Below are 26,064 nucleotides of genomic sequence, written 5' to 3'. Positions count from 1 at the left end.
TCAGAGGCGGCGCACGGTGACGGCCTCACGTCCTTGGAACTTCCGCAATGTCCGCATGCATCGGGAGCACAGGATCTCGACCCGGCGTGGGTGGCCTTCGCCGCAGACGCAGTCGACCGTCACGCGCCACTTGGCCTTGCGTCCGCACGGCTGGTAGCCGTCGTCGTCGCCGTGATCGCACTCGCACCGCTGCCGGTCGCGATCGAGCCCGGCGAGGTCGTCGACGCGCGCGAACTCGTCGACGTCGTGCTCGGCGTCCACGGACACGGCTTCCTGCGTTCTCACCACCCGCCGATGCTCCCAGCACCGCGGCTCCGTCGCAACACCGCCACGCAGGGAGCCGCCCGTCCGCAGCTTCTCCGGAGTTGTGGACGGGTGCTCGGCGCGTCTTCGGTCAGACCCCGACGACGCGCGGGCCGGTCGGGGCGTCCGGGATCGCCGGCGGGGCGTCCGGGATCGACGGCGGGGCAGGAGGGGGCGGCGGGGCGAGCTGACGCTGCGGCACGCCGTGCGCCTCCCGGTGCAGGCGCTCCATGCGACTGTCGAGCTCGGCGGCGGCATCCGCGGCATCCGACAGGCTGTCGACGAGATGCGAGGGCACCTGGTTCGAGAACTTGTAGTAGATCTTGTGCTCCAGGCTGGCCCAGAAGTCCATCGCTATCGTGCGGAACTGCACCTCGACCGGTACCGAGAGCGCACCGGTCGACAGGAAGACGGGCACCTCGATGATCGCGTGCAGGCTCTTGTAGCCGTTGGCTTTCGGCTGCGCGATGTAGTCCTTCACCGTGCGCACCGTGACGTCGTCCTGCGCGGTGAGCAGATCGAACAGGCGGTAGACGTCGGCGACGAAGCTGCAGGTCACGCGCACACCGGCGATGTCGGTGATCTCCGCGCGGATGCGGTCGAAGTCGGGTTCGTCGATGCCCTTGCGGGCGATCTTCTCGACGATGCTGTCCGGCGACTTCAGTCGGCTCTTCACGTGCTCGATCGGGTTGTACGCGTGGTCGTGCGTGAACTCGTCGCGCAGGATCGAGATCTTCGTCTCGACCTCGCGCATCCCGAACTCGTACTCGCGCAGGAACCGCTGCAGCTCATCGCGCAGCTCGCGGGCCTGGTTGATCGTGTCCTCGGTGACGTGAACAGTCGTCATGCCATCGACGTTACGGGTTCGTGATCGGAAACCGCTGTGGATCCCCGATGTCCTCACGATTCGCGAACGGGTTGACGCGGCCTCCCCGCGGCCTAGAACGGAGCACATGACGACCGCAGGCGAGGACTGGACCGGGGCCTACATCGAGGCATGGAGATCGAACGATCCCGAGCGGATCGGAGCGCTCTTCACGCACGACGCCCGATATCTCACGAGCCCCGATTCGGAGCCGCGCGTAGGGCGCGAGGCGATCGTTTCCGGGTGGATCGACGACGGCGATGAACCGGGCTCCTGGACGTTCGAGTGGGAGGTCCTGCACGAGGTCGGCGGCTTCGTGGTCGTCCAGGGGCGCACGGAATACCCGGCCGAACGCGACTACCTCAACCTCTGGATCATCCGGCTCGCTCCCGACGGGCGGGCGACGGAGTTCACCGAGTGGTACATGCCGCGTCCCCACACGGAGAGCTGAGCCCGCGGCGTGCATCGGACCCTCAGTCGGTCATGCGTCGCGCGGAGGGGAAGCGGATGCGGGCGCGCTCGGCGCAGCGCCTGCGGCACCCGCCCGCGCGTCGACGAGGTGCTGTCCGGAGACGACGCCGGGAAGTCCGCGACCGTCACGTGTCGTGAACGGCAGCACGATCGCGGCGAGGAACAGCACTGCCGCCGCGAGGCCGAAGAACCCGCCGGGCAGCTGCAGCGCGCTGATCCCGCCGATGCCGCCCGCCCAGCGCAGGAGCCGCGCGAACGGTGAGGGCAGGCGCGATCCCGCGTATCGGAGCTGCACCGCGATGTCGCCCACCGAGCGCCCGCCGACCAGGATCAGCACCAGGAACAGTGCTGAGGGGACGACGGTGGCGGCGGCGGATGCGAGGGCGCCGTCGAGCACCGCGGCGCGGTCGTCCACGACGAACTCCAGCCACACCTGCACGGTCACCCCGGCCGCCACGCTCAGGAACCCGTAGGCGAGGAAGTCGCACAGCATCGCGAGCAGGCGGCGGCCGCGGCTGACCGGACGGGGACGATCAGCGTCCGGGCTCACCTTCACGCCGCGCAGCGATCGCGGGACGAGGATCGCCGCGATGCAGCCGATGACCGCGCCGAGGGTGTTCGTCATGAGGTCGCCCACGTCGAAGAAGCGATACGCGCACGGGTACACGCCCCACACGCCGGTCAGCTGCGTCGTCTCGACCAGCAGCGACAGGCCGAAGCCGGCGGCGAGCGCCGTGAGCACCCCACGACCGGCGAGCACTCGGACGAAGAAGCCGAGCGGCACGAACAGCAGCACGTTGAAGACCAGCTGCAGCAGAGCCGGCTGACGCAGCGGATTGCCCGGGGCCGCGAAAGCCTTCTGCACATCGCGCACGACCGACATCGGATCGATGATCGCTCCGACGCAGCGGATCGTGTCGGGGTCGGGCAGCGGCAGCAGGGTGTAGGTCCAGACCGCCCAGAAATAGATCAGGGCCGACAGCCAGAGCAGCGTGCGTCCGAGGCCGAGTCGCCCGCGTCGGCGATAGCTGACCGCCACGAAGGGCACGAACAGGAGGATGCCGAAAGCCGCCCCCATCGCGATCGCGATGAATCCGAGCAGCACCTGATTTTCCACCGCGTGCCAGTGTAGCTTTGCGCGTAAGGATTCCGTGAGGACCGCGCATCCCACCGTAGGGATTCCGTGAGGATCGCGTGAGGATGCCATCAGGAGGCGTAGTGTCGCCGGACGTGTCAGACGAAAACAGGGAGGGCGCGGACTCACCGCCGCTCGCCAAGCGCATCCTCATCGGAGAACCGCTGACGAGCCAGCAGGTCGACGACCAGCTGCTCCCGAAGCGGATGGCTCTTCCCATCTTCGCGTCCGACGCGCTCAGCTCGGTGGCCTACGCCCCGCAGGAGCTGGTGATGATCCTGCTGATCGGCGGGCTCACCTTCCTGTCGTTCACGCCGCTCGTCGCGATCGCGGTCGTGGTGCTGCTGATCGTGGTCGTGCTCAGCTACCGCCAGCTCATCAAGGCCTATCCCTCGGGCGGTGGGGACTACGAGGTCGCGTCGAAGAACCTCGGCGAGATCCCCGGTGTGATCGTGGCCGCGGCGCTCCTGGTCGACTACGTGCTGACCGTGGCCGTGTCGGTCGCCTCCGGTGTCGACAACATCATCTCGGCCGTGCCGGGGCTCGACCCGTTCCGCGTCGAGCTCGCCGTCGGCTTCGTGATCCTCATCATCGTCGTGAACCTCCGCGGGGTGCGCGAGGCCTCCCTGGTCTTCGCGATCCCGACGTACGTGTTCATCGGCTCGGTCGGCATCATGATCGTGACCGGCCTGATCCGCACCTTCCTGGGCGACGCCCCTGTCGCCTCGAGCGCCGAGTTCTCGGTGCAGGCCGAAAGCCTCGGCCAGGCGGCCGTGATCCTGCTGATCCTGCGCGCGTTCTCGAGCGGATGCTCTGCCCTCACCGGTGTCGAGGCCGTGTCGAACGGCGTTCCCGCCTTCCGCGCCCCGAAGGTGCGCAACGCCCAGTCGACACTCGTGCTGATGGGGTCGATCGCCATCTGCCTGTTCGCCGGCCTCACCGCCCTCGCCCTGATCACCGGGGTGCACTATGCCGAGAACCCGTGCGACCTCGTCGGCTTCGACTGCACGAATCCGCAGCCCAGCCTGATGGCGCAGATCGCCGCAGCGACCTTCGGCGGCGGCAGCATCGCGTTCTTCATCGTGCAGGCCGCGACCGCGTGCGTGCTGCTGCTCGCCGCGAACACCGCCTTCAACGGCTTCCCGCTGCTGGGCGCTGTGCTCGCCCGCGACGGCTACGCGCCGAAGTCGCTCAACACCCGCGGTGACCGCCTGGTGTTCTCGAACGGCATGATCCTGCTCGGCATCGCGGCGATCGCGGTGCTCGTGATCTTCCAGGCGAAGCTGACCACGCTGATCCAGCTGTACATCATCGGCGTGTTCGTCTCGTTCTCGCTCGGACAGATCGGCATGGTGCGGCACTGGCGACGCGTGCTGCGCGGACCGGTCGAGGGCACGAAGGACTCCGGGATCGACGGCGCCTCGGCATCCGACCGCCGCTCGGCGAAGGTCGGACTCATCATCAACTCCACGGGCGCCGCGATGACCGTGCTCGTGCTGGTCATCGTGACGATCACCAAGTTCACGCACGGCGCATACCTGGTCTTCTTCGCGATCCCGATCCTCGCCTTCCTGATGCTGGGGGTGAAGCGGTACTACCGCGACGTCGAGCATGAGATCGCGATCGACGACACCACGAAGTTCGGCGCGACCGGCGACCTCGCCATCGTGCTCGTCAACCGACTGCAGAAGCCCGTCGTGAAGGCCATCGACTACGCGATCGCGGCCAAGCACGGCAAGACGCTGGCGGTGCACGTGGCCGTGGCCTCCGACGATGCGGCCCAGCTGCAGAAGGACTGGGCCGACCACCTGGTGCCGATCCCGCTCGTGATCGTCGAGTCGCCGTATCGCTCGTTCGCGCAGCCGGTGACCCAGTTCATCAAGCAGTACCGCGAGAAACACGGCTCGTCGGTCGTGACGGTGTACCTGCCGCAGTACATCGTCGGCCACTGGTGGGAGTCGTTCCTGCACAACCGCCGCGCGCGCCGTCTCGCCAACCAGCTCATGCTCGTGCACGGGGTGTCGATCACGCTCGTGCCGTGGCTGCTCGACTCGTCGGAGCTCATCTACGGCCGCCGCTCCCGTCCGCTGCCCGGTCAGGAACGTGCCGGTCGTCCGGTCGTGGTGGCCGGCCGTCGCGCCCACCGCCCCGCCGGCCCGCCGCAGGACGGCGCCCCCGAAGCCTGAGATCCGCCTTCCGGTCGCAGTTGCTGCCGCCTCCTCGGCTCGCGGGCGACAGGAACTGCGACCGGAGCGGGCTGAGCGACCCCTCAGGACCCGTCCAGCACGGCGCCCAGGATGCCGGCGGCCTCCGCGAAGCGGGCGGTGTCGGCGTTCGCGTAGTTGAGGCGCACGTAGGAGCCGGAAGGCTCCGCCGGGAACCACTCGGAGCCCGGGGCGATGATCAGACCGCGCACCTCGCACTCACGGACCACCCGCGCGACATCCGTCCCCTCCGGCAGCCGCACCCACAGGTTCAGGCCGCCCACCGGAACGCTCTCGACGTGCGCGGAGGGGGCGTGCGCGGCGAGGCTCGAGACCAGCAGGTCGCGGCGCGCGCGCAAGTGCTCGCGGAAGCCGCGCAGGTGCGTGCGCCACGCGGGCTGGGTGACCACGTCGAGGGCCGCGGTCTGCAGCACCCCGCTCACGTACATCGACTCGGCCGCGCGATCCGCGAGGATGCGCTCCCGCGCGGGTCCGCGCGCGATCACGGCCGCGACGCGGAGGGCGGGCGAGGCGCTCTTCGTGAGCGAGCGCAGGTACACGACGTGTCCGTCGTCATCGGACGCGGCGACCGGGCGCGGGTCGGCGTCGATCCCCAGGTCGTGCGCCCAGTCGTCCTCGATCAGGAAGGCCCCGTGCCGACGGACGGTCTCGAGCACGGCCTCCCCCGTCGCGACCGGCCACTGCGCGCCGGTCGGGTTGGCGAAGGTCGGCTGCGCGTAGAACGCGCGGGCTCCGGTCTGCGCGAACGCCCGCTCGACGTCATCCGGATCGGGGCCGTGCGGCCCGGAGGGGATCGGCACCAGCACGACGCCGGCCTGCGCGGCCGCGAGCATCGCGCCCCAGTACGTCGGCGACTCGATCAGCAGCGGCTGGCCGACACCCACCACGGCACGGAAGATCGAGCTCAGCCCGCTCTGGCTGCCCGAGATGATCAGGGCATCGCGCGCCGATGCGGGGGTGACCCCCGCGGGGGCGGAGGATGCGAGTTCCGCCGCGAACCACGCCTGCAGATCGGGAAGGCCTGCGGCGGGCGAACGGGTCAGCGCCGCGTCCGACCGAGCGGCACGCACCAGGGCCTGTCGCACGAGCCGCTGCGGCAGCAGGTCGACCGCGGGGTAGCCCGAGTGCAGTCCGATCGCGTCGGGGGCGACGGTGCGCTGCGTCGATGACAGGCCGATGAGTCCCGCGGGCGCCGTGCCGAGGGCGGCCGTCTGCCAGCCGTAGTCGACCGAACGGGCGGCGGGCACGGCCCGCACGAACGTACCCGCGCCGGGCCTGGACTCGACCAGACCGAGTCGCACGAGCTGCTGCATCGCCTTCTGCACGGTGATCGGACTCGCGCCGTACTGCGCCATGAGCGCACGATTCGAGGGGACTCGCGCGCCCGGAGAAGCGGATGCGATCCACGCACGCACTCCGGCGACGATCCGGTCACTGCTATCCTTGCTCATGAATTTAGACAGTAGCGTTATCGCTCAGCGATCGACAGTGCTATCGACTCGTGCGGGCCTCTGGTGGGGGCTTCTCGGCGTCTTCGCCTTCTCCTTCACCCTCCCGTTCACACGCATCGCGATCGGCGGGCTCTCACCGCTGTTCATCGGCTCCGGGCGCGCGGTCGTCGCCGCCCTCCTCGCGGGAATCGCCCTGGCCGCGACCCGCCAGCGCCCCCCGACGATGACGCAGTGGGGCCGCCTCGCGATCGTCGCCGGCGGGGTCGTCGCCGGTTTCCCGCTGCTGACCTCGTTCGCGCTGACCACGGCCCCGGCCAGCCACGGCGCGGTCGTGATCGGCCTGCTGCCCGCCGCCACCGCGGTGGCCGTCGTGCTCCGCACCCGGGAACGGCCCGCCCGATCCTTCTGGGTCTTCGCGATACTCGGCGCGGTGGCCGCCGTCGTGTTCGCCGCGCTGCAGAACGGCGGACTCGGCTCCCTCACCGGCGCCGACCTGCTGCTGTTCGGGGCCGTGCTCGCCGCCGCGATCGGCTACGCGGAGGGCGGTCTGCTCGCCCGCGAACTCGGATCCTGGCAGACGGTCTCCTGGGCACTGATCGTCGTCGCTCCCCTGATGGCCGTGCTGACCGTGGTGTCGGCACTCGAGCAGCCTCCGGCCGCGACGCCCGTGCAATGGCTCGCCTTCGCCTACCTCGCGGCGGTGAGCATGTTCCTCGGCTTCTTCGCCTGGTACCGCGGGCTCGCGATCGGTCCGATGGCGCAGGTCAGTCAGATCCAGCTCGTCCAGCCCGTGATGACCATCTCCTGGGCGGCGCTCCTGCTGCACGAGCCCATCGGCTGGGCCACCGCCGTCGGGGGTCTCGCCGTGATCGCCTGCGCCGCCCTCGCGGTGCGCACCCGTCTGACCGACCGCCGAAGAGAGGAATCCTGATGCGCCACACGCCCCGCTACCTGATGACCGATCCCGACGAGGTCAAGCGCCTCATCCGCGGGAACCCCTGGGCGACGTTCGTCTCCCCGGCGAGCGGCGGCCTGGTCGCCTCGCACTATCCCGCGCTGCTGATGGAGGACGACGACGGCATCGTGATCGCGAGCCACTTCGGGCGCCCGGACGAGCAGCTCCACGAACTCGGTCGGCATGAAGTGCTCGTGATCATCCAGGGACCGCATGACTACGTGTCACCGACACTGTACGCACCGGGCGATCTGGTCCCGACGTGGAACCACGTGACCGCGCACCTGTACGGCATCCCCGAGATCCTGAGCGAAGAGGAGAACTACGCCATGCTCTCGCGGCTGACCGACCACTTCGAGGATCATCAGCAGCACGGCCGGCACCTGTCGGAGGACGAGGAGGGCACCCGCCGCGCCGCCAAGGGCACGGTCGGACTGCGGATGCGCGTGACCCGCTTCGATGCGCGAGCCAAACTCAGCCAGAACAAGTCGCCCGAGGTGCGCGAGAACATCACCGCACGGTTCGCCGAGACGAACAGCGCGCTCGCGGAGGAGATGCGACGGGTCGGCGGGGAGACCCCGTGATCGACGTCGCCGGACGCGCCTAGGGTGGAGCGATGACCGACACGCGAACCCCCGAGCCGTGGCCCGCGCGGACGGCCCGGCTGCAGGTGCGCCCGTGCACGCCCGCCGACGTCGATGCGATGTGGGAGTGGCGTCGGCTCCCCGAGGTGAACCGGTGGCTCGGTGCCGCTCCCGACACGCGAGACGCGTTCCGTGAGCGGTATCTCGACCCCGAGCGGCTCGCCTCCCTGTACATCGTGGAGCTGCTGCCCGACGCCGAAAGCACCGCCCCGACCCCGATCGGCGACATCATGGTGCGGCGCGGCGACGGGTGGGCGCAGCTCGAGGTCGACGCCCGGGCGAAGGGCGTCGAGGCCGAGCTCGGCTGGGTTCTCGACCCCGCGCACACCGGGCACGGCTACGCGACAGAGGCGATCCGCGCGGTGATCGACGTGTGCTTCGGCGCATTGGGCCTGCGCCGGGTGCATGCGGGGTGCTTCGCCGACAACGAGCCGTCCTGGCGCCTCATGGAGCGGCTCGGGATGCGCCGAGAGGAGTTCAGCCGGAAGACGGCATTGCATCGCTCGGGCGAATGGCTCGACGGCATGAACTACGGCCTTCTCGCCGAGGAGTGGCCGACCGCACGCTGATCGAGGCCCCGTGACGGCTCACCGCTGGGGTGCGTCCTGCGCGGACGAGCGTCCTAGATGCTGGTCCAGCAGTAGAGGCGGTGGTCGGACGCCGCGGCGCGACGAGCGAGCGCGGCGAGGTCGCGCGCGAACGCGGCCAGCTGGGCCGGATCGGCCCCTTCGAGCTCTTCGGTCTGCGACCACGGCTCCGCGACCTCTGCCAGACGGACGTCGTCGGCTGCGGCGAGAGCGGCGGCCAGCGCATCCGTCACGGTGATGACGATCCGGTCGTAGTCGTCGCTCATCGCGAGGTTGTGGCCGGCACGCGGGTCGTCGGTCACCTCGTCGTACGGCACGCCCGTCAGCAGCGCCTCGAGCGTGCCGAGCTGCACGACCGGGTCGATGCCGCCGAGCGTTCCGGCATCGAAGCCCGACTCCTCCGCGGTCGGTCCGCCCTCCACCTGGAGGACGGTGACGGCCCGCTCGTCGTTCGGCGCGGAGAAGTAGTCGTAGAGAACGCTCATGACCGACATCCTGTCAGGCCCGGCGCACTTCCTCTTCCGGCCCGCTCCCCCTTCCGGTCGCATTTCGTGCCGCCTCCGCGCCTCGGGGACGGCAGGAGGTGCGACCGGAACGGAGCACTAGCCCGAGACGAGCCAGAGCACGAGCACGGCGGCGAGCACGGTCGGCACCGCAGCCACCACACCCCACAGCATGAAACGGCTCCATCGGATCGTGACACCGAGCGCGACGATCCGGTGGTGCCACAGCAGGGTCGCGAGCGACGCCCACGGCGTGATGAGCGGACCGATGTTCACGCCGATCAGCAGCGCCATGAGTGCCACCGGGTCGCCGGCGGCCGGTTCGAGCACCAGGTACGCCGGGAGGTTGTTGATCGCATTGGCGCTCCCGGCCCCCAGCGCAGCCAGCCGGAACAGGTCGCCGGGAGCGTCGCCGTTCGCGGTCGGCGAGGTCAGGAAGTCGAGCAGGCCCTGCGCGTGCGCCGCCTCGACCAGCACGAACAGCGACGCGGCGAGCGCGAGCGCCTGCCACGGGACGAGCGAGAGCCGCAGCGCCCGGCGCCGCCGGACCGCGAACAGGCCGATCAGCGCGAGCGCGGCGACCGTGGCTGGGATCCAGACATCGTGGGTCAGGGCGAGCAGAGGCATCAGCACGAGCAGGATGCCGGTCGCGCTCCAGAACAGCGTCGGGTCGGCGGGCCGCCGTGCCACCGGGGTCTCGTACGCACCGAAGACCGTGCGCCGATGCAGGATCGTCAGGATCGCGACGGGCACGAGGATGCCGACGAGCGTCGGTGCCCAGCTGAGCGCGAAGAACGCCGCGGGGCCGTCGCCGATGGCGGGGGCGGCGAGCAGGTTGGTGAGGTTCGAGACCGGGAGCGCGAGGGATGCCGTGTTGGCGAGCCACACGGTCGCCAGGGCGAAGGGAAGGGGTGAGACGCCGATGCTCTGCGCGAGGACGACGACGACCGGGGTGACGATCACGGCGGTCGTGTCGAGCGACAGGAACACCGTGCTCACCACGGCGAGCGCGACCACCAGCGCCCACAGCACGAGCACCCGACCGCGTCCCCAGCGGGCGAGTCGTTGCGAGACGACGTCGAAGACCGCGGCGTCGCGGGCGAGCTCGGCGACGATCGTGATCGCGACGACGAACCCCAGCACGGGCGCGATCCGCTCGCCCAATGCCCCGGCGTCGGAGCGCGGCAGGAACCCGGTGACGATGCACACGAGGGCGACCACGACCAGCCCGGCGACGACCCACGTCCCGGCCCCGATCCGCATCCTTCCGATTCCCACCTCGTGAGCATATGGCCGACGCGGGCCGTTCCGGTCGCACTTGCTGCCGCCCGAGAGCATCGGAAGCGACAGCAAGTGCGACCGGAACGAGATCAGGCGGGAGCGGCGGGGACACGGATGCCGTGAGCAACCCGCATGCATCCGCGCGGAGGGCGTAGGGGAAGCGTGAGGATGGCGGCTGCCAGGGCCGTGCGGGAGTTGTATCGGATCCGTGCTCGACATCATCTACATCGCGCTGACTCTCGCGCTGTTCGCCCTCGTGTCCCTGGTGGCCAAGGGGGTGGAGCGGCTGTGATCGTCTTCGAGATCCTCGCCGCCGCCCTCGCGGTCGCCGCCGTCGTCTACCTCGTGGTCGCGCTCGTCGCGCCGGAGAGGTTCTGATGGACGCGACGATCTGGTTCGGCATCCTGCAGGTCACGGCCGTCGTGGTCGTTCTCGTGCTCCTCTACCGCCCCCTCGGCGACTACATCGCCCACGTCTTCACGTCGGCGCGCGACCTGCGGGTCGAGCGCGGCGTCTATCGGCTCATCGGCGTCGACTCGTCGTCGGAGCAGACCTGGCGCGCGTACGCCCGCAGCGTGCTGGCGTTCTCGGTGGTCGGCGTTCTGCTGGTCTACGGCCTGCAGCGACTGCAGGCGTTCCTGCCGCAGTCCCTCGGCCTCCCGGCCGTGCCGGAGGGGCTCTCCTTCAACACCGCCGCCTCGTTCGTGGCCAACACCAACTGGCAGTCGTACTCCCCCGAGCAGACCATGGGCTACACCGTGCAGCTCGCGGGTCTCACCGTGCAGAACTTCGTGTCGGCGGCGGTGGGCCTCACCATCGCGATCGCCCTCATCCGCGGTCTCGCCCGCCGCGGTTCGACCACGATCGGCAACTTCTGGGTCGACCTGATCCGCGGTCTCGGCCGCATCCTCCTCCCGATCGCCCTCATCGGCGCGGTAGCGCTGCTCGCGGGCGGCGTGATCCAGAACTTCGCGGGCTTCACCGACGTCACCACGGTGTCCGGCGGCACGCAGACCATCCCGGGAGGTCCGGTGGCCTCGCAGGAGGCGATCAAGCTCCTCGGCACCAACGGCGGCGGCTTCTTCAACGCCAACTCGGCGCACCCCTTCGAGAACCCGACCGGCTTCACGAACCTGCTGCAGGTGCTGCTGATCCTCGTGATCCCGTTCGCCCTCCCCCGCACGTTCGGTCGCATGGTCGGAGACCACCGCCAGGGCTACGCGATCGCCGCCGTCATGGGCACGATCTTCCTCGTCTCGACCTTCGCCCTCTCGGCGCTCGAGCTGGCCGGCCGCGGCACCGCTCCGGAACTCGCCGGGGCCGCGATGGAGGGCAAGGAGGTGCGCTTCGGCATCCTCGGCTCCACGCTGTTCGGCAGCGCGAGCACCCTCACCTCGACGGGCGCCGTCAACTCGATGCACGACTCGTACACGGCACTCGGCGGCATGATGCCCATGCTGAACATGATGCTCGGCGAGGTCGCCCCCGGTGGCGTCGGATCGGGCCTGTACGGCATGCTGGTGCTCGCGATCATCGCGGTGTTCGTCGGCGGGCTGCTCGTCGGCCGCACGCCGGAGTACCTGGGCAAGCGGATCGGTCCGCGGGAGATCAAGCTCGCGAGCCTGTACATCCTGGTGACGCCGACCCTCGTGCTGGCCGGCACCGCGCTGAGCTTCGCGATCCCCGGCATCCGCGCCGATGTCGAGTCGACCAGCATCCTGAACCCCGGCGTGCACGGCATGAGCGAGGTGCTCTATGCCTTCACCTCGGCGTCGAACAACAACGGCTCCGCCTTCGCCGGACTCACCGCGAACACCCCGTGGTTCAACACCGCGCTCGGCATCGCGATGCTGCTCGGCCGGTTCCTGCCGATCGTGCTCGTGCTCGCTCTGGCCGGCTCGTTCGCGGCGCAGCAGCGTGTGCCGGCGACCTCCGGCACCCTGCCCACGCACCGGCCGCAGTTCGTCGGCCTGCTCCTCGCCGTGACCGTCATCGTCACCGCGCTCACCTACTTCCCCGTGCTCGCACTGGGACCCCTCGCTGAAGGACTCGTCTGACCATGACCCTCATCACCACCCCCTCCGAACAGCAGGATGCTCCGGCATCCACACCCGCACAACCGCCGCGCTCCTTCGGCTGGTCGCAGCTCGTGCAGGCCCTTCCCGGGGCCCTGCGCAAGCTCAACCCGGCAGCGCTCGTGCGCAACCCCGTCATGCTGCTGGTCTGGGTCGGCGCCGCGTTCACCACCGTGCTCGCGATCGCCGAGCCGTTCCTGGGCGGCCCGGCCGACTCCGGCGGCACCGCGGTTCCCGCCCCCTTCACCTGGGGCATCGCGATCTGGCTGTGGCTCACCGTGCTGTTCGCCAACGTGGCGGAGTCGGTCGCCGAGGGCCGAGGAAAGGCCCAGGCCGCGAGCCTGCGCAAGACCCGCACCAGCACGATGGCCCGGCGTGTGGTCGGTTACGACAAGGCAGCGGATGCCGCCGCCGAGCACGCCGCGACCGCCCAGGTCTCGTCGGCCGAGCTGCAGCGCGACGACATCGTGATCGTGACAGCGGGCGAGCTGATCCCCGGCGACGGCGACATCGTCGCGGGCATCGCCACCGTCGACGAATCGGCCATCACGGGCGAGAGCGCGCCGGTGATCCGCGAGTCCGGCGGCGACCGCAGCGCCGTGACCGGTGGCACCCGCGTGCTGTCCGACCGCATCGTGGTGCGCATCACCTCGAAGCCGGGGGAGACCTTCGTCGACCGCATGATCGCGCTGGTCGAGGGGGCCAGCCGCCAGCGCACCCCCAACGAGATCGCGCTGAACATCCTGCTCGCGAGCCTGTCGATCATCTTCGTCGTCGTGGTGCTCGCCCTGAACCCGATCGCGTCGTACGCCGCCTCTCCCGTCAGCATCCCGGTGCTGATCGCGCTGCTCGTCTGCCTCATCCCGACCACCATCGGGGCGCTGCTCTCGGCGATCGGCATCGCCGGCATGGACCGCCTCGTGCAGCGCAACGTGCTCGCGATGTCGGGGCGCGCGGTCGAGGCGGCAGGAGATGTCACCACCCTGCTGCTCGACAAGACCGGCACCATCACCTACGGCAACCGCCGCGCCCACGAGGTGCTCGCCCTCCCGGGTGTCGACGGCGAGGAGTTGCTGCACGTCGCCGCACTGTCGTCGCTTGCAGACCCCACCCCCGAGGGCGCCTCGATCGTCGAACTCGCCGCCGCGAACGACATCCGGGTGACCGCACCGGAGGACGCGGTGGTCGTGCCGTTCACGGCGCAGACGCGCATGTCGGGCCTCGACCTCGCCGACGGCACGCAGATCCGCAAGGGCGCCGGCTCCGCGGTGCGGGCCTGGCTCGGGCTCGACGGCGACGACGTCGAGCTCACGACGCGCACGGATGCCGTGGCCGAGAGCGGCGGCACCCCGCTCGTGGTCGCCGTGAAGACGCCCGGTGCCGACGGTCGCGTCCTCGGCGTGGTGCACCTCAAGGACATCGTGAAGGACGGCCTCCGCGAGCGCTTCGAGGAACTGCGCGCGATGGGCATCCGCACGGTCATGATCACGGGCGACAACCCGCTCACGGCGAAGGCGATCGCCGCTGAGGCCGGGGTCGACGACTTCCTCGCCGAGGCGACGCCCGAGGACAAGCTCGAGCTCATCCGGCGCGAGCAGGAGGGCGGCCGTCTGGTCGCGATGACCGGCGACGGCACCAACGACGCCCCCGCGCTCGCCCAGGCGGACGTCGGCGTGGCGATGAACACCGGCACCTCGGCGGCGAAGGAGGCCGGCAACATGGTCGACCTCGACTCCGACCCGACCAAGCTGATCGACATCGTGCGCATCGGCAAGCAGCTGCTCATCACGCGCGGCGCGCTCACCACGTTCTCGCTCGCCAACGACATCGCGAAGTACTTCGCGATCATCCCGGCGATGTTCATGGGCGTCTTCCCCGGACTCGCGGCGCTCAACGTCATGCAGTTGCACTCGCCGGCGTCGGCCGTCACCAGCGCGATCATCTTCAACGCGATCGTGATCGTGTTCCTGATCCCCCTGGCCCTGCGCGGAGTGAAGTACCACCCGGCGAGCGCCTCGCAGATCCTGCAGCGCAACCTGCTGATCTATGGACTCGGCGGCGTGATCGCTCCGTTCATCGGCATCAAGATCATCGACCTCGTCGTCAGCCTCATCCCGGGCTTCTGACCCGGCTCGGAAAAGGAATCCAGACATGTCCTCCACACGCACCGCGGTCCGCACCACCGGTGTCGCCGTCCGCGCGATGCTCGTCCTCACCCTCGTGCTCGGTGTCGCCTACACACTCCTGGTCACCGGCATCGGGCAGCTCCTGCTCCCGTGGCAGGCCAATGGCTCCCCCCTTCCCGACGACAGGGGCAGCTCGCTGATCGGCCAGTCCTTCACCGATGACGACGGCGAGGCGCTCCCGGAGTACTTCCAGTCGCGGCCCTCCGCCGCGGGCGACGGCTACGACGGCGCAGGCTCCAGCGGAAGCAACCTCGGCCCGGAGAACACCGACCTGGTCGCAGCGATCGCGGAGCGCAAGGCCGCGATCGCGGAGCGCGAGGGGGTCGACCCGTCGCAGGTGCCGGCCGACGCGGTCACCGCCTCGGGTTCCGGGCTCGACCCGCACATCAGCGTGGCGTACGCACTGCTGCAGGTGCCGCGCGTCGCCGAGGCCCGCGGACTCTCCGCACAGGAGGTGCGCGACCTCGTGGAGTCTAGGATTCAAGGGCGGGATCTGGGATTCCTCGGCGCGGAGCGCATCAACGTCGCCGAGCTCAATCTCGCGCTCGATGAACGGGAGGGCGAATGACCGCAGCGCCACTTCGTCGATCTCACGGCCACTCCCGCCGGGGGCGGCTCCGGGTACTCCTCGGAGCCGCCCCCGGCGTCGGCAAGACCTACGAGATGCTCGCCGAGGGACGACGCATGCTCGACGAGGGCCATGACGTCGTGATCGCGATCGTCGAGACGCACGACCGCGCCGCGACGCAGGCGCAGACCGCCGGAATCCCCGAGGTGCCCCGCCGGGTCGACCTCCACCGCGGGATCGCCCTGACCGAACTCGACGTCGACGCCGTGCTCGAGCGGGCACCCGAGATCGCCCTCGTGGACGAGCTGGCGCACACCAACGCCCCCGGCTCGCGCAACACCAAGCGCTGGCAGGACGTGGACGAGCTGCTGGATGCGGGCATCGACGTGGTGACCACCGTCAACGTGCAGCACATCGAGTCTTTGAACGCCGTGGTCGAGAAGATCACCGGCATCGCGCAGCAGGAGACGATCCCGGACGCCGTGGTCCGCGCCGCCGACGAGATCGAGGTCGTCGACCTCGCCCCGCAGACGCTCCGTGATCGACTCTCGGCCGGACTCGTCTACCCGGCCGAGCGGATCGACGCCGCCCTGTCGAACTACTTCCGCCTCGGCAACCTCACCGCACTGCGCGAGCTGGCCCTGCTCTGGCTCGCCGACGAGGTCGACAGCGCGCTGCGCACCTACCGGGCGGAGCAGGGCATCGAGGGCAACTGGCAGGCCAGGGAGCGCGTGGTCGTCGCCCTGACCGGCGGCCCCGAGGGCGAGACCCTGCTGCGCCGCGGCGCCAGGATCGCGGCCCGCTCCGCCGGCGGCGAGCTGCTGGCGGTGCACATCACCGCGCAGGACGGCCTGCGCGACGAGACACCGGGAGCCCTCGCCGCGCAACGCACGCTCGTGGAGTCGCTCGGCGGCACCTACCACCAGGTCGTGGGCGACGACATCCCCGCCACCCTGGTGGAGTTCGCGCAGGGCGCGGACGCCACCCAGCTCGTGATCGGCGTCAGCCGGCGCAGTCGCCTCGCCGCTGCGCTGACCGGTCCCGGCATCGGCTCTGAGGTCATCCGCCGCTCCGGCGACATCGACGTGCACATCGTCACGCACGCCGCAGCGGGTGGGCGGATGGTGCTGCCGCGCATCACCGGCGGAGCCCTGGGCTGGCGTCGACAGCTGCTCGGTTTCGGCGTCGCGCTCGTCTTCGGACCGATCCTGTCGTGGATCATGTTCACGTTCCGCAGCCCCGAGTCGATCACCGCCGAGGTGCTCGCGTACCAGCTGCTCGTGGTCGTTGTCGCCCTCATCGGCGGCATCCGCCCTGCGGTGTTCGCGGCGGTGCTCTCGGGCGTCACTCTCGACTTCCTCTTCGTCGCTCCGCTGTTCACGATCACGATCGCGCATCCGCTGCACGTGCTCGCGCTCGCCCTCTACGTGCTCATCGCGATCCTGGTCAGCATCATCGTGGACCAGGCTGCGCGACGGGCCCGCACCGCGCAGCGCGCCGCCGCCGAGGCCGAGCTGCTCGCCGCAGTCGCCGGCAACGTGCTCCGCGGCGACAACGCCGTGCTGGCTCTGGTCAGCCGCACCCGAGAGGCGTTCGGGCTGAGCGGCGTGCGCCTGATCGCTCCCGACGGCGAGGTGCTCGCGAGCGACGGCGAACCCGTGGCCGACGGACGTGCCACGACCATCCCCGTCGGCGTCGTCCCCGGGGGCGGGCCCCGTGCGGTGCTGGAGCTGAACGGCGAGCCGCTCGCCGGACCCGAACGCCGCCTGCTGGATGCGATCGTCGCCCAGCTCTCCGCCGCGATCGAGCACACCGATCTGCGTGCCACCGCGAGCGAGGCGGAAGCACTCGCCGAGACCGACCAGGTGCGCAGCGCCCTGCTGTCGGCCGTCAGCCACGACCTGCGCCGCCCCCTCGCCTCGGCGGTCGCCGCCATCGGCGGTCTGCGCGGTGCGCACGGACTGTCGGCCTCCGATCGCGAAGAACTGCTCGCCACCGCCGACGAGAGTCTCGCGACGCTGTCGACGCTGGTCACCGACCTGCTCGACGTGAGCCGCGTGCAGGCCGGCGTGCTCGCCGTGTCGTCGTCGCGGATGGACGCGGCCGGCTGCGTGCTCGCCGCCGTCGATGAGCTGGGGCTCGGGCCGTCCGACGTCGAGCTCGCCCTCGACCCCGACCTGCCGCCGCTGCATGCCGACCCCGTGCTGCTGCTGCGCGTGCTGGTCAACGTGATCGCCAACGCCCATCGGCACTCCCCCGAAGACGCACGGGTCATCGTCTCCACGAGCGCCCTCGGCGGCCGCGCCGAGATCCGCATCATCGACCGGGGCGACGGCGTCTCCCCCGAGCGGCGCGACCGCATCTTCCAGCCGTTCCAGCGCTTCGGCGACACCGACAACACGACAGGGCTGGGACTCGGACTCGCCCTGTCGCGCGGGTTCACCGAGGGCATGGGCGGTACCCTGACACCCGAGGACACGCCTGGCGGAGGCCTCACCATGGTCATCTCCCTGCCGCTGGCCGCAGGACTTGCCGACACGGAGGGCACGGAGTGAAGCTGCTCATCGCCGACGACGATCCGCAGATGGTCCGCGCGCTGAGGATCACCCTCGCCGCGCACGGATACGAGGTGGTCGTGGCTCCCGACGGGGCCGCCGCCATCGCTGCGGCCGCCCAGACCCACCCCGACCTCATCATGCTCGACCTGGGGATGCCCCGACTCGACGGCATCGAGGTGATCCAGGCGCTGCGCGGATGGACCAACGTGCCGATCATCGTGGTCTCCGGTCGCACGGGTTCGGCCGACAAGGTCGAAGCGCTCGACGCCGGCGCCGACGACTTCGTGACCAAGCCCTTCCAGGTCGACGAGCTGCTGGCGCGGCTGCGTGCGCTCTCGCGTCGCTCCATCCCGGCCAGCGGCGAGTCGACCGTGGCCTTCGGCGATGTGGTGGTCGACCTCTCGACGAAGACCGTGACACGGGGCGGAGCGCGCGTGCACCTGACCCCGACCGAGTGGCGGATGCTGGAGCACCTCTCCCGGCATCCGGGCGCCCTGGTCACGCGCCAGGATCTGCTGAAGGAGATCTGGGGCAGCGAGCAGGTCTCCGACTCCGGCTACCTGCGCCTGTACATGTCGCAGCTGCGCAAGAAACTCGAGCAGGAGCCCGGCGCTCCCGTGCACCTGCTCACCGAATCGGGGATGGGCTACCGCCTGGTGCTCTGAGCGTCGGCGTCCACGGCGCGCGACCGGCGCGACACCGCCACGATGCCGGTGATGACGAGCATCACCGCCACGGTGATCGCGGCGATCGCGGTCGGCGTGCTCTGAGGTTCTCCGGTGAGCCGTCCGACGGCGAGCCATGCCAGACCCCAGGCCGTCGCGAGGGCGGGGGCGATGCGTCCGGTGATCCAGGCGGCGGCGGCTCCGATCACGAGGACGACGACCAGCACGCCGATCGCCCAGGCATCGGCGGCCTGCGCCCAGCTCTGCGGTGCGATCTGCGTGAGCCAGGCGGCGGTGTTGGCGACGGTGGCGATCGTGACCCAGCCGAAGTGCAGGCCGTTCGCGCCGTCGGTGAGGATGCGATCGGCGAGGCTGCGGGCGGGGAAGCGACCGAGCAGCACGATCACTCGAGCGAGCACGGCCAGCAGCGCCGCGATCACGACGACGGTGAGCCAGAGCGTCAGGAATCGTGCGGTCACCAGCCACAGCCCGTTCAGCACCATCGACGCGGCGATCCATCCGCCCACGGCCTGCTGACGCGGGTCCTGCCGCTGGGCGGGGAACGCCTGCCACACCGTGTACGCGAACAGGCCGAGGTAGATCAGCGACCAGATCGAGAATGCGGGCCCCGCGGGCGCGAGGTACGAGCCCTGGGCGGAGAGGGCCCCGTCCTGCAGGTCATCGACGGACGCACCGCCGAATGCCCCCGCGCCGACAGCGGCCGCGATCACCATGAACGTCGCCGCCGCGATGATCAGCGACTGACGACCGATGCCCTCTGTGCGTGATTCCATGCTCCGCAGGCTACGAGACGCCCGCGCGCGACGCATCGCCCTTGACACCGGAACGGCATTTCGCTAACCAGGTTAGTCAAAACCCCCATCATGCCCGACTCACGCGGAAGGATCAGGCGCGCGTGAAGGCCGCGTCGATCAGGACTTCGGCGGCTCCCCTGGCCTGCGCGGCCACTGCCGGGTCGGCCGAGATCGCGGCCGTGCTCTGCGCCCCCTCGGCGAGGATGGACAGTTGCGCGGCGAGCGCGGGGGACGCGCCCGTCTGGGCGACGAGACCCGCCATGTACTCCTGGAACGAGGCCTTGTGCGCCCGAACGATCTCGGCAACCTCGGGATTCGTGCCGCCGAGTTCACCGAACGCGTTGATGAATGCGCAGCCGCGGAAGTCGTCGGCGCAGAACCAGTTCTCGAGATAGCCGTAGACGGCGAGGAGACGTGCGCGCGGGTCGCCGCCCGCATCCGCCACGGCACCCGACAGGCCCGACTCCCACTCGGCGTGCTTGCGTGCGAGCACGGCGACGACGATGTCGGTCTTCGACGGGAACAGCGAGTAGAGGCGGCGCAGCGAGACCCCGGCCTCCTGACGCAGCTCGTCCATGCCGACGGCCGCGTACCCCTTGCGGTAGTACAGCTCCTCGGCGGTGGAGAGGATGCGCTCGCGAGCCTCGTCTTCGGTCATGTCCAGAAGTCTACTTGACACGAGAACGAACGTTCTCTAGATTGGTCACATCGAGCGAGAACGACCGTTCTCACCGGAACCGAAAGGATCAGGATCATGGGTTACATCACCGTCGGCACCGAGAACAGCACCCCGATCGAGCTCTACTACGAAGACCAGGGATCGGGTCAGCCCGTCGTCCTGATCCACGGCTATCCGCTCGACGGTCACAGCTGGGAGCGTCAGACCCGTGAGCTCCTCGCCCAGGGCTACCGCGTCATCACCTACGACCGCCGCGGCTTCGGCGGATCGTCGAAGGTGAACACCGGGTACGACTACGACACCTTCGCCGCCGACCTGAACACCGTGCTCGAGACCCTCGACCTGCGCGACGTCGTGCTGATCGGCTTCTCGATGGGCACCGGAGAGCTCGCACGCTACGTCGCCCGCCACGGACACGACCGTGTCGCCAAGCTCGCCTTCCTCGCCTCGCTCGAGCCCTTCCTCGTGCAGCGCGACGACAACCCCGAGGGCGTGCCGCAGGAGGTCTTCGACGGCATCGAGGCTGCCGCCAAGGGCGATCGCTTCGCGTGGTTCACCGACTTCTACAAGAACTTCTACAACCTCGACGAGAACCTGGGCTCGCGCATCAGCGAGCAGGCGGTGACCGGCAGCTGGAACGTCGCGGTCGGCAGCGCCCCCGTGGCCGCCTACGCGGTCGTGCCGGCGTGGATCGAAGACTTCCGCACCGACGTCGAGGCCGTGCGCTCCGCCGGAAAGCCCACCCTGATCCTGCACGGGACGAAGGACAACATCCTGCCGATCGATGCCACCGCCCGTCGATTCCACCAGGCAGTGCCCGACGCCGACTACGTCGAGGTCGAGGGCGCTCCGCACGGCCTGCTGTGGACCCACGCCGACGAGGTCAACGCCGCGCTGAAGGAGTTCCTCGCCAAGTAGTCCCCGTTGCCGCACGCCGCACGGCGGCTGCGGCGGGCCGAAACGGAGACGACCCGGCATCCGGGCGGCGCGTCGAGACATGACACGCCGGACGGTGCTCGGGTCGTCTCCGTTTTGGCAGGGGGGTGAAGCGGGTCAGCCCCGCATGGCGACGCCGCGACGCCAGTAGCCCATGAACGCCACCTGCCCGCGATCGATGCCGAGGTCCTTGACCAGGTGGCGACGCAGCGTGGTGACCACGCCGCTCTCCCCCGCGATCCAGAAGTAGCGTTCGGCCGCAGCATCCCCCGTGGCGATGTCCTCGCCGAGACCGGAGTAGTCCGGCGTCTCCCACAGCAGGTCCTCACCATCGATGTCCTTCACCCGGATCTCGTCCGTGGCGTCGGCGTCGCCGAGGTGGGCGAGCACGGCGGGGATGAGCCGCAAGCCGTGCGGCTCACCGATGTCGCGCGGCAGCCAGTGCACCTCGACCCCCGAAGGTGCGTCGATGCGGAGGACGTCGGCGGGCGAGGGCACTTCGATGAAGGCGACGCCGCGCAGATCCTGCGGTGCGTCCTCGAGGATGCGGGCGATCGCCGGAGCGGCCGTCTCGTCGCCGGCGAGCACGACCGATGCCGCGGTCCCCGGCGCGAACTCGGCCCCTCCGTGCGCGTCGACATCCACCCCGCGGCGGGGGCCGACCAGGTAGAGCTCCTGCCCGACCGCGGCCTGGCTCGCCCACAGCGACGCGGGTCCGGTCAGTCCGGGCTCGAGGTGCAGCACGAAGTCGACGTCCACCTCGGTGCCGGTCTCGTCATCGACCCGCAGCTCGCGCACGGAATAGGTGCGCATGGACCCGCGCTCCTCCTCGGGCACCGCGAGGAACGCCTGCCACCAGTTGTCGGATGCCCTGTCGAGCTCAGGCAGGACTCCGGATGCGGGTGGGAACACCAGCTTGATGCGGCTGTCGAACACCTCACCCGGCGTGCCGAACTCGCTCAGCTCGTCGCCGCCGAACGTCACCCGCACGAACGAGGGCGAGACGCGCGCGACCCCCCGTACCTCGGCGCGGGTGAGGATGTAGGTCGGACGGTCGGTCGTGGTCGTCTCAGCGGACATGGTGCCTCCCGATGGGTGTGACCATCGGCTTGCCGGAGACCGGATCGATGGTGATCTGATTGGCGAGGCCGAAGACCTCTTCGACGAGTTCGGCGGTGACGATGTCCTGCGGCGCACCGGTCGCGTGCACGCGCCCATCCTTCATGGCGACCAGCTCGTCGGCGTAGCGGGCCGCGAGATTGAGGTCGTGCAGCACCATGACGATCGTGGTGCCGCGCGAGACGCTCAGGTCGGTGAGCAGGTCGAGGACCTCGACCTGGTGGGCGACGTCGAGGAAGGTGGTCGGCTCGTCGAGCAGCAGGATGTCGGTCTCCTGTGCGAGCGCCATGGCGATCCACACCCGCTGGCGCTGACCGCCCGAGAGCTCGTCGACGCTGCGGTCGGCCAGATCGGAGATGCCGGTGGCGTCGAGGGCATCCGCCACGACCTCGTAATCGTGGGTGCTCCATCGGGCGAGCATCTTCTGATGCGGGTGCCGTCCACGGCCGACCAGATCGGCGACCGCGATGCCCTCGGGCGCGACGGGCGACTGCGGCAGCAACCCGAGGATGCGCGCGACCTCCTTGGTGGGGCGGGCGTGCACCGATCTGCCGTCGAGCACGATCTGGCCGTCGCTCGGAGACAGCAGGCGCGCCAGCGAGCGCAGCAGCGTGGACTTGCCGCATCCGTTCGCCCCCACGATGGTGGTGATGCGACCGGGGGCGATCTGCAGGTCGAGGCCGTCGATGATGGTGCGGTCCCCGTAGGCGAGCGTCACCCCCTCGGCGGACAGGCTGTGCGAGACGGTCATAGCGAACCCCCGGAGCGGTTGGTGCGGATGAGCAGGTAGATCAGGTACGGCGCGCCGACGACGCCGGTGATGACGCCGACGGGATAGCGGGTGCCGAAGGCGAACTGGCCGATCAGGTCGCCGCCGAGCACGAGCACGGCTCCGACGAACGCCGACGGCAGGAGCAGGTTGGCGCCGGGACCGGTGATGCGCGCGGCGATGGGGCCGGCCATGAAGGCGACGAATGCGATAGGGCCGGTGGCCGCGGTCGCGAACGCAAGCAGCGCGACCGCACCGAGGATGAGGAGCAGGCGGGTGGCGTTGACCCGGATGCCCAGGCCGGCAGCCGAGTCGTCGCCGAGCTGAAGCGCACCGAGCGCGCGCCCCTGCGACAGCATGAGCGGCACGATGATCGCCGCGGCGATCGCCATCGGCAGCACCCGCTCCCACGAGGCGTTGTTGAGGCTCCCGGTCAACCACTGCATCGCGGTCTGGATGTCCCAGTTCGCGGCGCGCGACAGCATGTACGAGATGACGCTCTGCAGCATCGCCGCGACGCCGATCCCGATCAGGATGAGTCGGGTTCCGGCGAAGCCGCCCTTGATCGAGAGCAGGTAGATCACGAGGGCGGTGACGACGGCGCCGCCGAGAGCGAGCAGCGACACGACCGGCCCGTTCACGGACAACACGATGATGCCGAACACGGCCGCCGCACCGGCACCGTTGGAGATGCCGATGATGTCGGGCGAGGCGAGCGGATTGCGCAGCATCGTCTGGAAGCACACACCCGCCATTCCGAATGCGATGCCGGTGAGGACGGCGAGCACCGCCCGCGGCAGTCGCAGATCGCCGACGGTGAACGAGGCGCCCGGCACGGTCTCTCCGAGGATCACCCGGATCACCTCATCCGGCGTGTAGAACGTGTTGCCGACCATGAGCGCCACCGCGAAGAGGGCGAATACCAGGACGCCGAGGACGATCGTGGCCACCGCATGCCGGCGGTGGCGCGAGCGCCGCCCCGCGACGATACGCGCGATCCGGGCGGATGCCGGCTCGTCGACCCGATCGAGGGTGTGCTCGGTGTGCTCTGTCGTGCTCACAGCTCACGCACCTTCTGCCGGCGGACGATCCAGATGAAGAACGGGGCTCCGATGATGGCGGTGATGATACCGACCTGGATCTCCTCCGACGATGGCGCGATCACCCGGCCCACGATGTCGCTTGCGGTCAGGAGGGCGGCGCCGGCGATGGCCGAGAACGGGAGCAGCCAGCGGTGATCGGTGCCCACGAGCATGCGGCATACGTGCGGGATGATGAGCCCGACGAAGCCGATGGGGCCGGCGATCGCGGTCGCGGCCCCGGCGAGGATCACCGCGCCCAGCGCCGAGATCATGCGCGTGCGGAACACGTTCTCCCCGAGCCCCTTGGCCATCTCGTCTCCGAGGGCGAGGGAGTTCATGCCCCGGGAGCACAGGAAGCAGATCAGGGCGCCGATGGCCAGAACCGGTGCGGTGAGCCCGATGCGCGGCCACTCCGCGCCACCGACGCCGCCGATCTGCCACGACTGGAACGTCTGCAGCAGGTCGACGCGGGGCAGCATGACGGCGCTGATGAGCGAGGCGAAGGCGGCCGAGGTGGCGGCACCCGCGAGCGCGAGCTTGAGGGGTGTCGCTCCCCCGCGTCCGAGGGATCCGACCGTGTAGACGAAGACGGCGGCGAGCCCTGCTCCGGCGATCGCGAACGCCATCTGGCCGTAGGGGTCGGCGAGACCGAAGAAGGCGATGCCGCACACCACGGCCAGCGAGGCGCCGTTCGAGACGCCGAGGATGCCGGGGTCGGCGATGGGGTTGCGCGTCACGGCCTGCATGGTCGCGCCGGAGAGGGCGAGTGCCGCACCGACGAGGAGGGCCAGGACCGTGCGGGGGATGCGCTTGACGATCGCCGCCTGCGCGATCGTGTCGGTCTGACCGGTGAGGGCTGCGGCGATGTCATCGAATGAGACGGCGCGCACGCCGAACGAGATCGACAGGATGGTGAGGACGACGAGCACCACGAGCCCGATGAGGAGCCAGAGGGTTCGCACCAGCACCGGGCGCCGCAGGTCTGCGGCCCCCGGTGCGGGCGCGATGACGGTTGCTGAGGTCACTGGGTATTCACTCCGCGGAGGCGGATCGAACGACTACGGAGCGAGCGGTGCAGCCAGGAGCGCGAGGTAGTCGTCGAGACCCCACGGAATCGACAGCGGCGACGGGTTCGCGGAGGCCGCGATGGGGGTGGCGTCGGGAAGGACCGCGATGCGGCCCTCGGCGATCGCCGGGATCTTCGACAGCAGCGGGTCGGCCTGCAGGAGCGGGATGATCGACTCGTCGCCGTAGGTGATGAACAGGTCGACGTCGTCGAACTTCTGCGCCTCTTCCGCGCTGACCGTCAGGTAGAACTGGTCGCTGTCCTTGTTCTCCTCGACGATCGAGGGGAACGGCAGACCGAGATCGTGGAGATAGCCCGGGCGGGTGTCGATCGCCGTGTAGTACCCGATCTGGCTCAGGTCGGTCGGGTCGATGTAGGAGAACAGGACCTTCTTGTCCTTCAGCACGCTGTTCGCCTCGAGCGCCTTCTGCGCGTCGGCGTCCAGCTGCTCGATCAGGGCGTCGCCCTCCTTCTCGAGGCCGAGGGCCTTGGAGTCCATCTCGATCATCTCGTCGACCGAAGTGCCCCAGGCGACCTTCGGGTAGGCGATGACCGGAGCGATCTTGGAGAGGGTGTCGTACTCCTCCTGCGTGAGGCCGGAGTAGGCGGCGAGGATCACGTCGGGCTCGGTGTCGGCGACGGCCTCGTAGTCGATGCCGTCGGTCTCGTCGAACAGCACCGGCGTCTCGGCCCCCATCTCGTCGAGCTTCTCCTCGACCCAGGGCAGCACGCCGTTGTCGTCATCGTCGCCCCACGACGCCTTGCTCATGCCGACCGGAACGATGCCCAGCGCCAGCGGCACCTCGTGGTTCGCCCATGCGACGGTCGCGACGCGCTCGGGCTTCTCGGTGATCGTGGTCTCGCCGTAGACGTGCTCGACGGTGACGGGGAAGGCGTCGTCGGATGCGGGGTTACCGCCGGCGGTCGAGGTCGACTCCGGGGCAGAGGATGCGCAGGCGGAGAGACCGATGGCGAGCGCGGCGGCCGCGCCGATGGCGAGGATTCGAGAGGTGCGCACAGGCGTTCCTTCGGGTTCGGGGTGAGGGGGCGGCGCGTCACTTGCGCCCGGGCCTTTGGTAAGCCTCGCCTAATCTAACACGGAGGTTAGGGGAACCTCACCCCGGAT

The 26,064-nt window shown here is 70.0% G+C and carries 25 protein-coding genes; 12 read left to right on the top strand and 13 right to left on the bottom strand.

What is annotated here, in order from left to right:
• Complete coding sequence (locus MST3598_RS02105; protein WP_136023941.1) at positions 1-288, bottom strand: hypothetical protein; 288 nt, start codon at positions 286-288, stop codon at positions 1-3.
• Positions 289-394: 106 nt separating this feature from the next.
• Positions 395-1,150, bottom strand: coding sequence for a GTP pyrophosphokinase (locus MST3598_RS02100; RefSeq protein WP_029260059.1), 756 nt, complete (start codon positions 1,148-1,150; stop codon positions 395-397).
• 106 nt (positions 1,151-1,256) lie between these two features.
• Between MST3598_RS02100 and MST3598_RS02095 the strand changes: the two genes are divergently transcribed.
• The gene (locus MST3598_RS02095; RefSeq protein ID WP_029260060.1) at positions 1,257-1,619 is read left to right on the top strand and encodes a nuclear transport factor 2 family protein; all 363 of its coding nucleotides are present in this window, start codon (positions 1,257-1,259) and stop codon (positions 1,617-1,619) included.
• A 30-nt stretch (positions 1,620-1,649) separates the two neighbouring features.
• Here MST3598_RS02095 and MST3598_RS02090 read toward each other — a convergent pair whose 3' ends face one another.
• Complete coding sequence (locus tag MST3598_RS02090; RefSeq protein ID WP_096359381.1) at positions 1,650-2,756, bottom strand: VanZ family protein; 1,107 nt, start codon at positions 2,754-2,756, stop codon at positions 1,650-1,652.
• Between the two features lie 83 nt (positions 2,757-2,839).
• On the opposite strand from MST3598_RS02090, the gene MST3598_RS02085 reads away from it, so the two are divergent.
• On the top strand, positions 2,840-4,960 hold the full coding sequence (locus tag MST3598_RS02085) for an APC family permease (RefSeq protein ID WP_029260062.1): 2,121 nt from the start codon (positions 2,840-2,842) through the stop codon (positions 4,958-4,960).
• 83 nt (positions 4,961-5,043) lie between these two features.
• Here the strand turns inward: MST3598_RS02085 and MST3598_RS02080 are convergent, their stop codons facing one another.
• Complete coding sequence (locus tag MST3598_RS02080) at positions 5,044-6,450, bottom strand: aminotransferase-like domain-containing protein (protein WP_029260063.1); 1,407 nt, start codon at positions 6,448-6,450, stop codon at positions 5,044-5,046.
• Between MST3598_RS02080 and MST3598_RS02075 the strand changes: the two genes are divergently transcribed.
• Genes MST3598_RS02075 through MST3598_RS02065 form a run of 3 tightly spaced genes read left to right on the top strand, consistent with a single transcriptional unit; the run spans position 6,449 to position 8,618 of the window.
• On the top strand, positions 6,449-7,381 hold the full coding sequence (locus MST3598_RS02075; RefSeq protein WP_029260064.1) for a DMT family transporter: 933 nt from the start codon (positions 6,449-6,451) through the stop codon (positions 7,379-7,381). The two genes, MST3598_RS02080 and MST3598_RS02075, sit on opposite strands and share 2 nt — an antisense overlap.
• Positions 7,381-7,989, top strand: a complete 609-nt coding sequence (locus MST3598_RS02070) for an FMN-binding negative transcriptional regulator (RefSeq protein WP_029260065.1) — start codon at positions 7,381-7,383, stop codon at positions 7,987-7,989. The genes MST3598_RS02075 and MST3598_RS02070 overlap by 1 nt, the downstream gene beginning before the upstream one ends.
• 32 nt (positions 7,990-8,021) lie before the next feature.
• Positions 8,022-8,618 carry a GNAT family N-acetyltransferase gene (locus MST3598_RS02065; protein ID WP_029260066.1) on the top strand — a complete coding sequence of 199 codons (597 nt, stop codon included), beginning with the start codon at positions 8,022-8,024 and terminating at the stop codon, positions 8,616-8,618.
• 53 nt (positions 8,619-8,671) lie between these two features.
• Here MST3598_RS02065 and MST3598_RS02060 read toward each other — a convergent pair whose 3' ends face one another.
• Both MST3598_RS02060 and MST3598_RS02055 read right to left on the bottom strand, forming a co-directional pair.
• A complete protein-coding gene (locus MST3598_RS02060; RefSeq protein ID WP_029260067.1) occupies positions 8,672-9,121 on the bottom strand; it encodes a hypothetical protein in 450 nt (149 codons plus the stop codon).
• Between the two features lie 117 nt (positions 9,122-9,238).
• Positions 9,239-10,402: an SLC13 family permease gene (locus MST3598_RS02055; protein ID WP_029260068.1), complete on the bottom strand. Its 1,164-nt coding sequence runs from the start codon at positions 10,400-10,402 to the stop codon at positions 9,239-9,241.
• Between the two features lie 306 nt (positions 10,403-10,708).
• Between MST3598_RS02055 and MST3598_RS02050 the strand changes: the two genes are divergently transcribed.
• From MST3598_RS02050 to MST3598_RS02025, 6 genes are read left to right on the top strand one after another with little or no spacing between them, the layout of a single operon-like run.
• Positions 10,709-10,798 (top strand): potassium-transporting ATPase subunit F, encoded by a 90-nt coding sequence (locus MST3598_RS02050; RefSeq protein ID WP_017201862.1) that lies wholly within the window; start codon positions 10,709-10,711, stop codon positions 10,796-10,798.
• Entirely contained in the window at positions 10,798-12,477 is a 1,680-nt protein-coding gene (gene kdpA / locus MST3598_RS02045; protein WP_029260069.1) for a potassium-transporting ATPase subunit KdpA, read from the top strand. The genes MST3598_RS02050 and kdpA overlap by 1 nt, the downstream gene beginning before the upstream one ends.
• 2 nt (positions 12,478-12,479) lie before the next feature.
• Entirely contained in the window at positions 12,480-14,621 is a 2,142-nt protein-coding gene (gene kdpB, locus MST3598_RS02040) for a potassium-transporting ATPase subunit KdpB (protein ID WP_029260070.1), read from the top strand.
• A 25-nt stretch (positions 14,622-14,646) separates the two neighbouring features.
• A complete protein-coding gene (kdpC, locus tag MST3598_RS02035; RefSeq protein ID WP_029260071.1) occupies positions 14,647-15,249 on the top strand; it encodes a potassium-transporting ATPase subunit KdpC in 603 nt (200 codons plus the stop codon).
• Entirely contained in the window at positions 15,246-17,804 is a 2,559-nt protein-coding gene (locus tag MST3598_RS02030) for an ATP-binding protein (protein WP_029260072.1), read from the top strand. Before kdpC ends, MST3598_RS02030 begins: the two co-directional genes overlap by 4 nt.
• Positions 17,801-18,472 (top strand): response regulator, encoded by a 672-nt coding sequence (locus MST3598_RS02025; RefSeq protein ID WP_029260073.1) that lies wholly within the window; start codon positions 17,801-17,803, stop codon positions 18,470-18,472. The genes MST3598_RS02030 and MST3598_RS02025 overlap by 4 nt, the downstream gene beginning before the upstream one ends.
• On the opposite strand, the gene MST3598_RS02020 is transcribed toward MST3598_RS02025, so the two are convergent.
• Both MST3598_RS02020 and MST3598_RS02015 read right to left on the bottom strand, forming a co-directional pair.
• Entirely contained in the window at positions 18,454-19,266 is an 813-nt protein-coding gene (locus MST3598_RS02020) for a tryptophan-rich sensory protein (RefSeq protein ID WP_029260074.1), read from the bottom strand. The two genes, MST3598_RS02025 and MST3598_RS02020, sit on opposite strands and share 19 nt — an antisense overlap.
• Positions 19,267-19,378: 112 nt before the next feature.
• A complete protein-coding gene (locus MST3598_RS02015; RefSeq protein WP_029260075.1) occupies positions 19,379-19,945 on the bottom strand; it encodes a TetR/AcrR family transcriptional regulator in 567 nt (188 codons plus the stop codon).
• Between the two features lie 96 nt (positions 19,946-20,041).
• Here MST3598_RS02015 and MST3598_RS02010 point away from each other — a divergent pair, with 96 nt between their 5' ends.
• Positions 20,042-20,884: an alpha/beta fold hydrolase gene (locus MST3598_RS02010; protein ID WP_096359379.1), complete on the top strand. Its 843-nt coding sequence runs from the start codon at positions 20,042-20,044 to the stop codon at positions 20,882-20,884.
• Positions 20,885-21,019: 135 nt separating this feature from the next.
• On the opposite strand, the gene MST3598_RS02005 is transcribed toward MST3598_RS02010, so the two are convergent.
• From MST3598_RS02005 to MST3598_RS01985, 5 genes are read right to left on the bottom strand one after another with little or no spacing between them, the layout of a single operon-like run.
• A complete protein-coding gene (locus tag MST3598_RS02005; protein ID WP_029260077.1) occupies positions 21,020-21,982 on the bottom strand; it encodes a siderophore-interacting protein in 963 nt (320 codons plus the stop codon).
• Positions 21,972-22,772 (bottom strand): ABC transporter ATP-binding protein, encoded by an 801-nt coding sequence (locus tag MST3598_RS02000; RefSeq protein ID WP_029260078.1) that lies wholly within the window; start codon positions 22,770-22,772, stop codon positions 21,972-21,974. The genes MST3598_RS02005 and MST3598_RS02000 overlap by 11 nt, the downstream gene beginning before the upstream one ends.
• Positions 22,769-23,851: a FecCD family ABC transporter permease gene (locus MST3598_RS01995; protein WP_029260079.1), complete on the bottom strand. Its 1,083-nt coding sequence runs from the start codon at positions 23,849-23,851 to the stop codon at positions 22,769-22,771. The genes MST3598_RS02000 and MST3598_RS01995 overlap by 4 nt, the downstream gene beginning before the upstream one ends.
• Positions 23,848-24,897 carry a FecCD family ABC transporter permease gene (locus MST3598_RS01990; protein ID WP_029260080.1) on the bottom strand — a complete coding sequence of 350 codons (1,050 nt, stop codon included), beginning with the start codon at positions 24,895-24,897 and terminating at the stop codon, positions 23,848-23,850. The genes MST3598_RS01995 and MST3598_RS01990 overlap by 4 nt, the downstream gene beginning before the upstream one ends.
• Before the next feature lie 33 nt (positions 24,898-24,930).
• Positions 24,931-25,956, bottom strand: a complete 1,026-nt coding sequence (locus tag MST3598_RS01985) for an iron-siderophore ABC transporter substrate-binding protein (RefSeq protein ID WP_029260081.1) — start codon at positions 25,954-25,956, stop codon at positions 24,931-24,933.
• Between the last annotated feature and the right edge of the window lie 108 nt (positions 25,957-26,064).

It is taken from the genome of Microbacterium sp. TPU 3598 (assembly GCF_002356155.1).
Lineage (GTDB): Bacteria > Actinomycetota > Actinomycetes > Actinomycetales > Microbacteriaceae > Microbacterium > Microbacterium maritypicum_A.
This window is presented reverse-complemented; position numbering and strand designations above follow the sequence as displayed.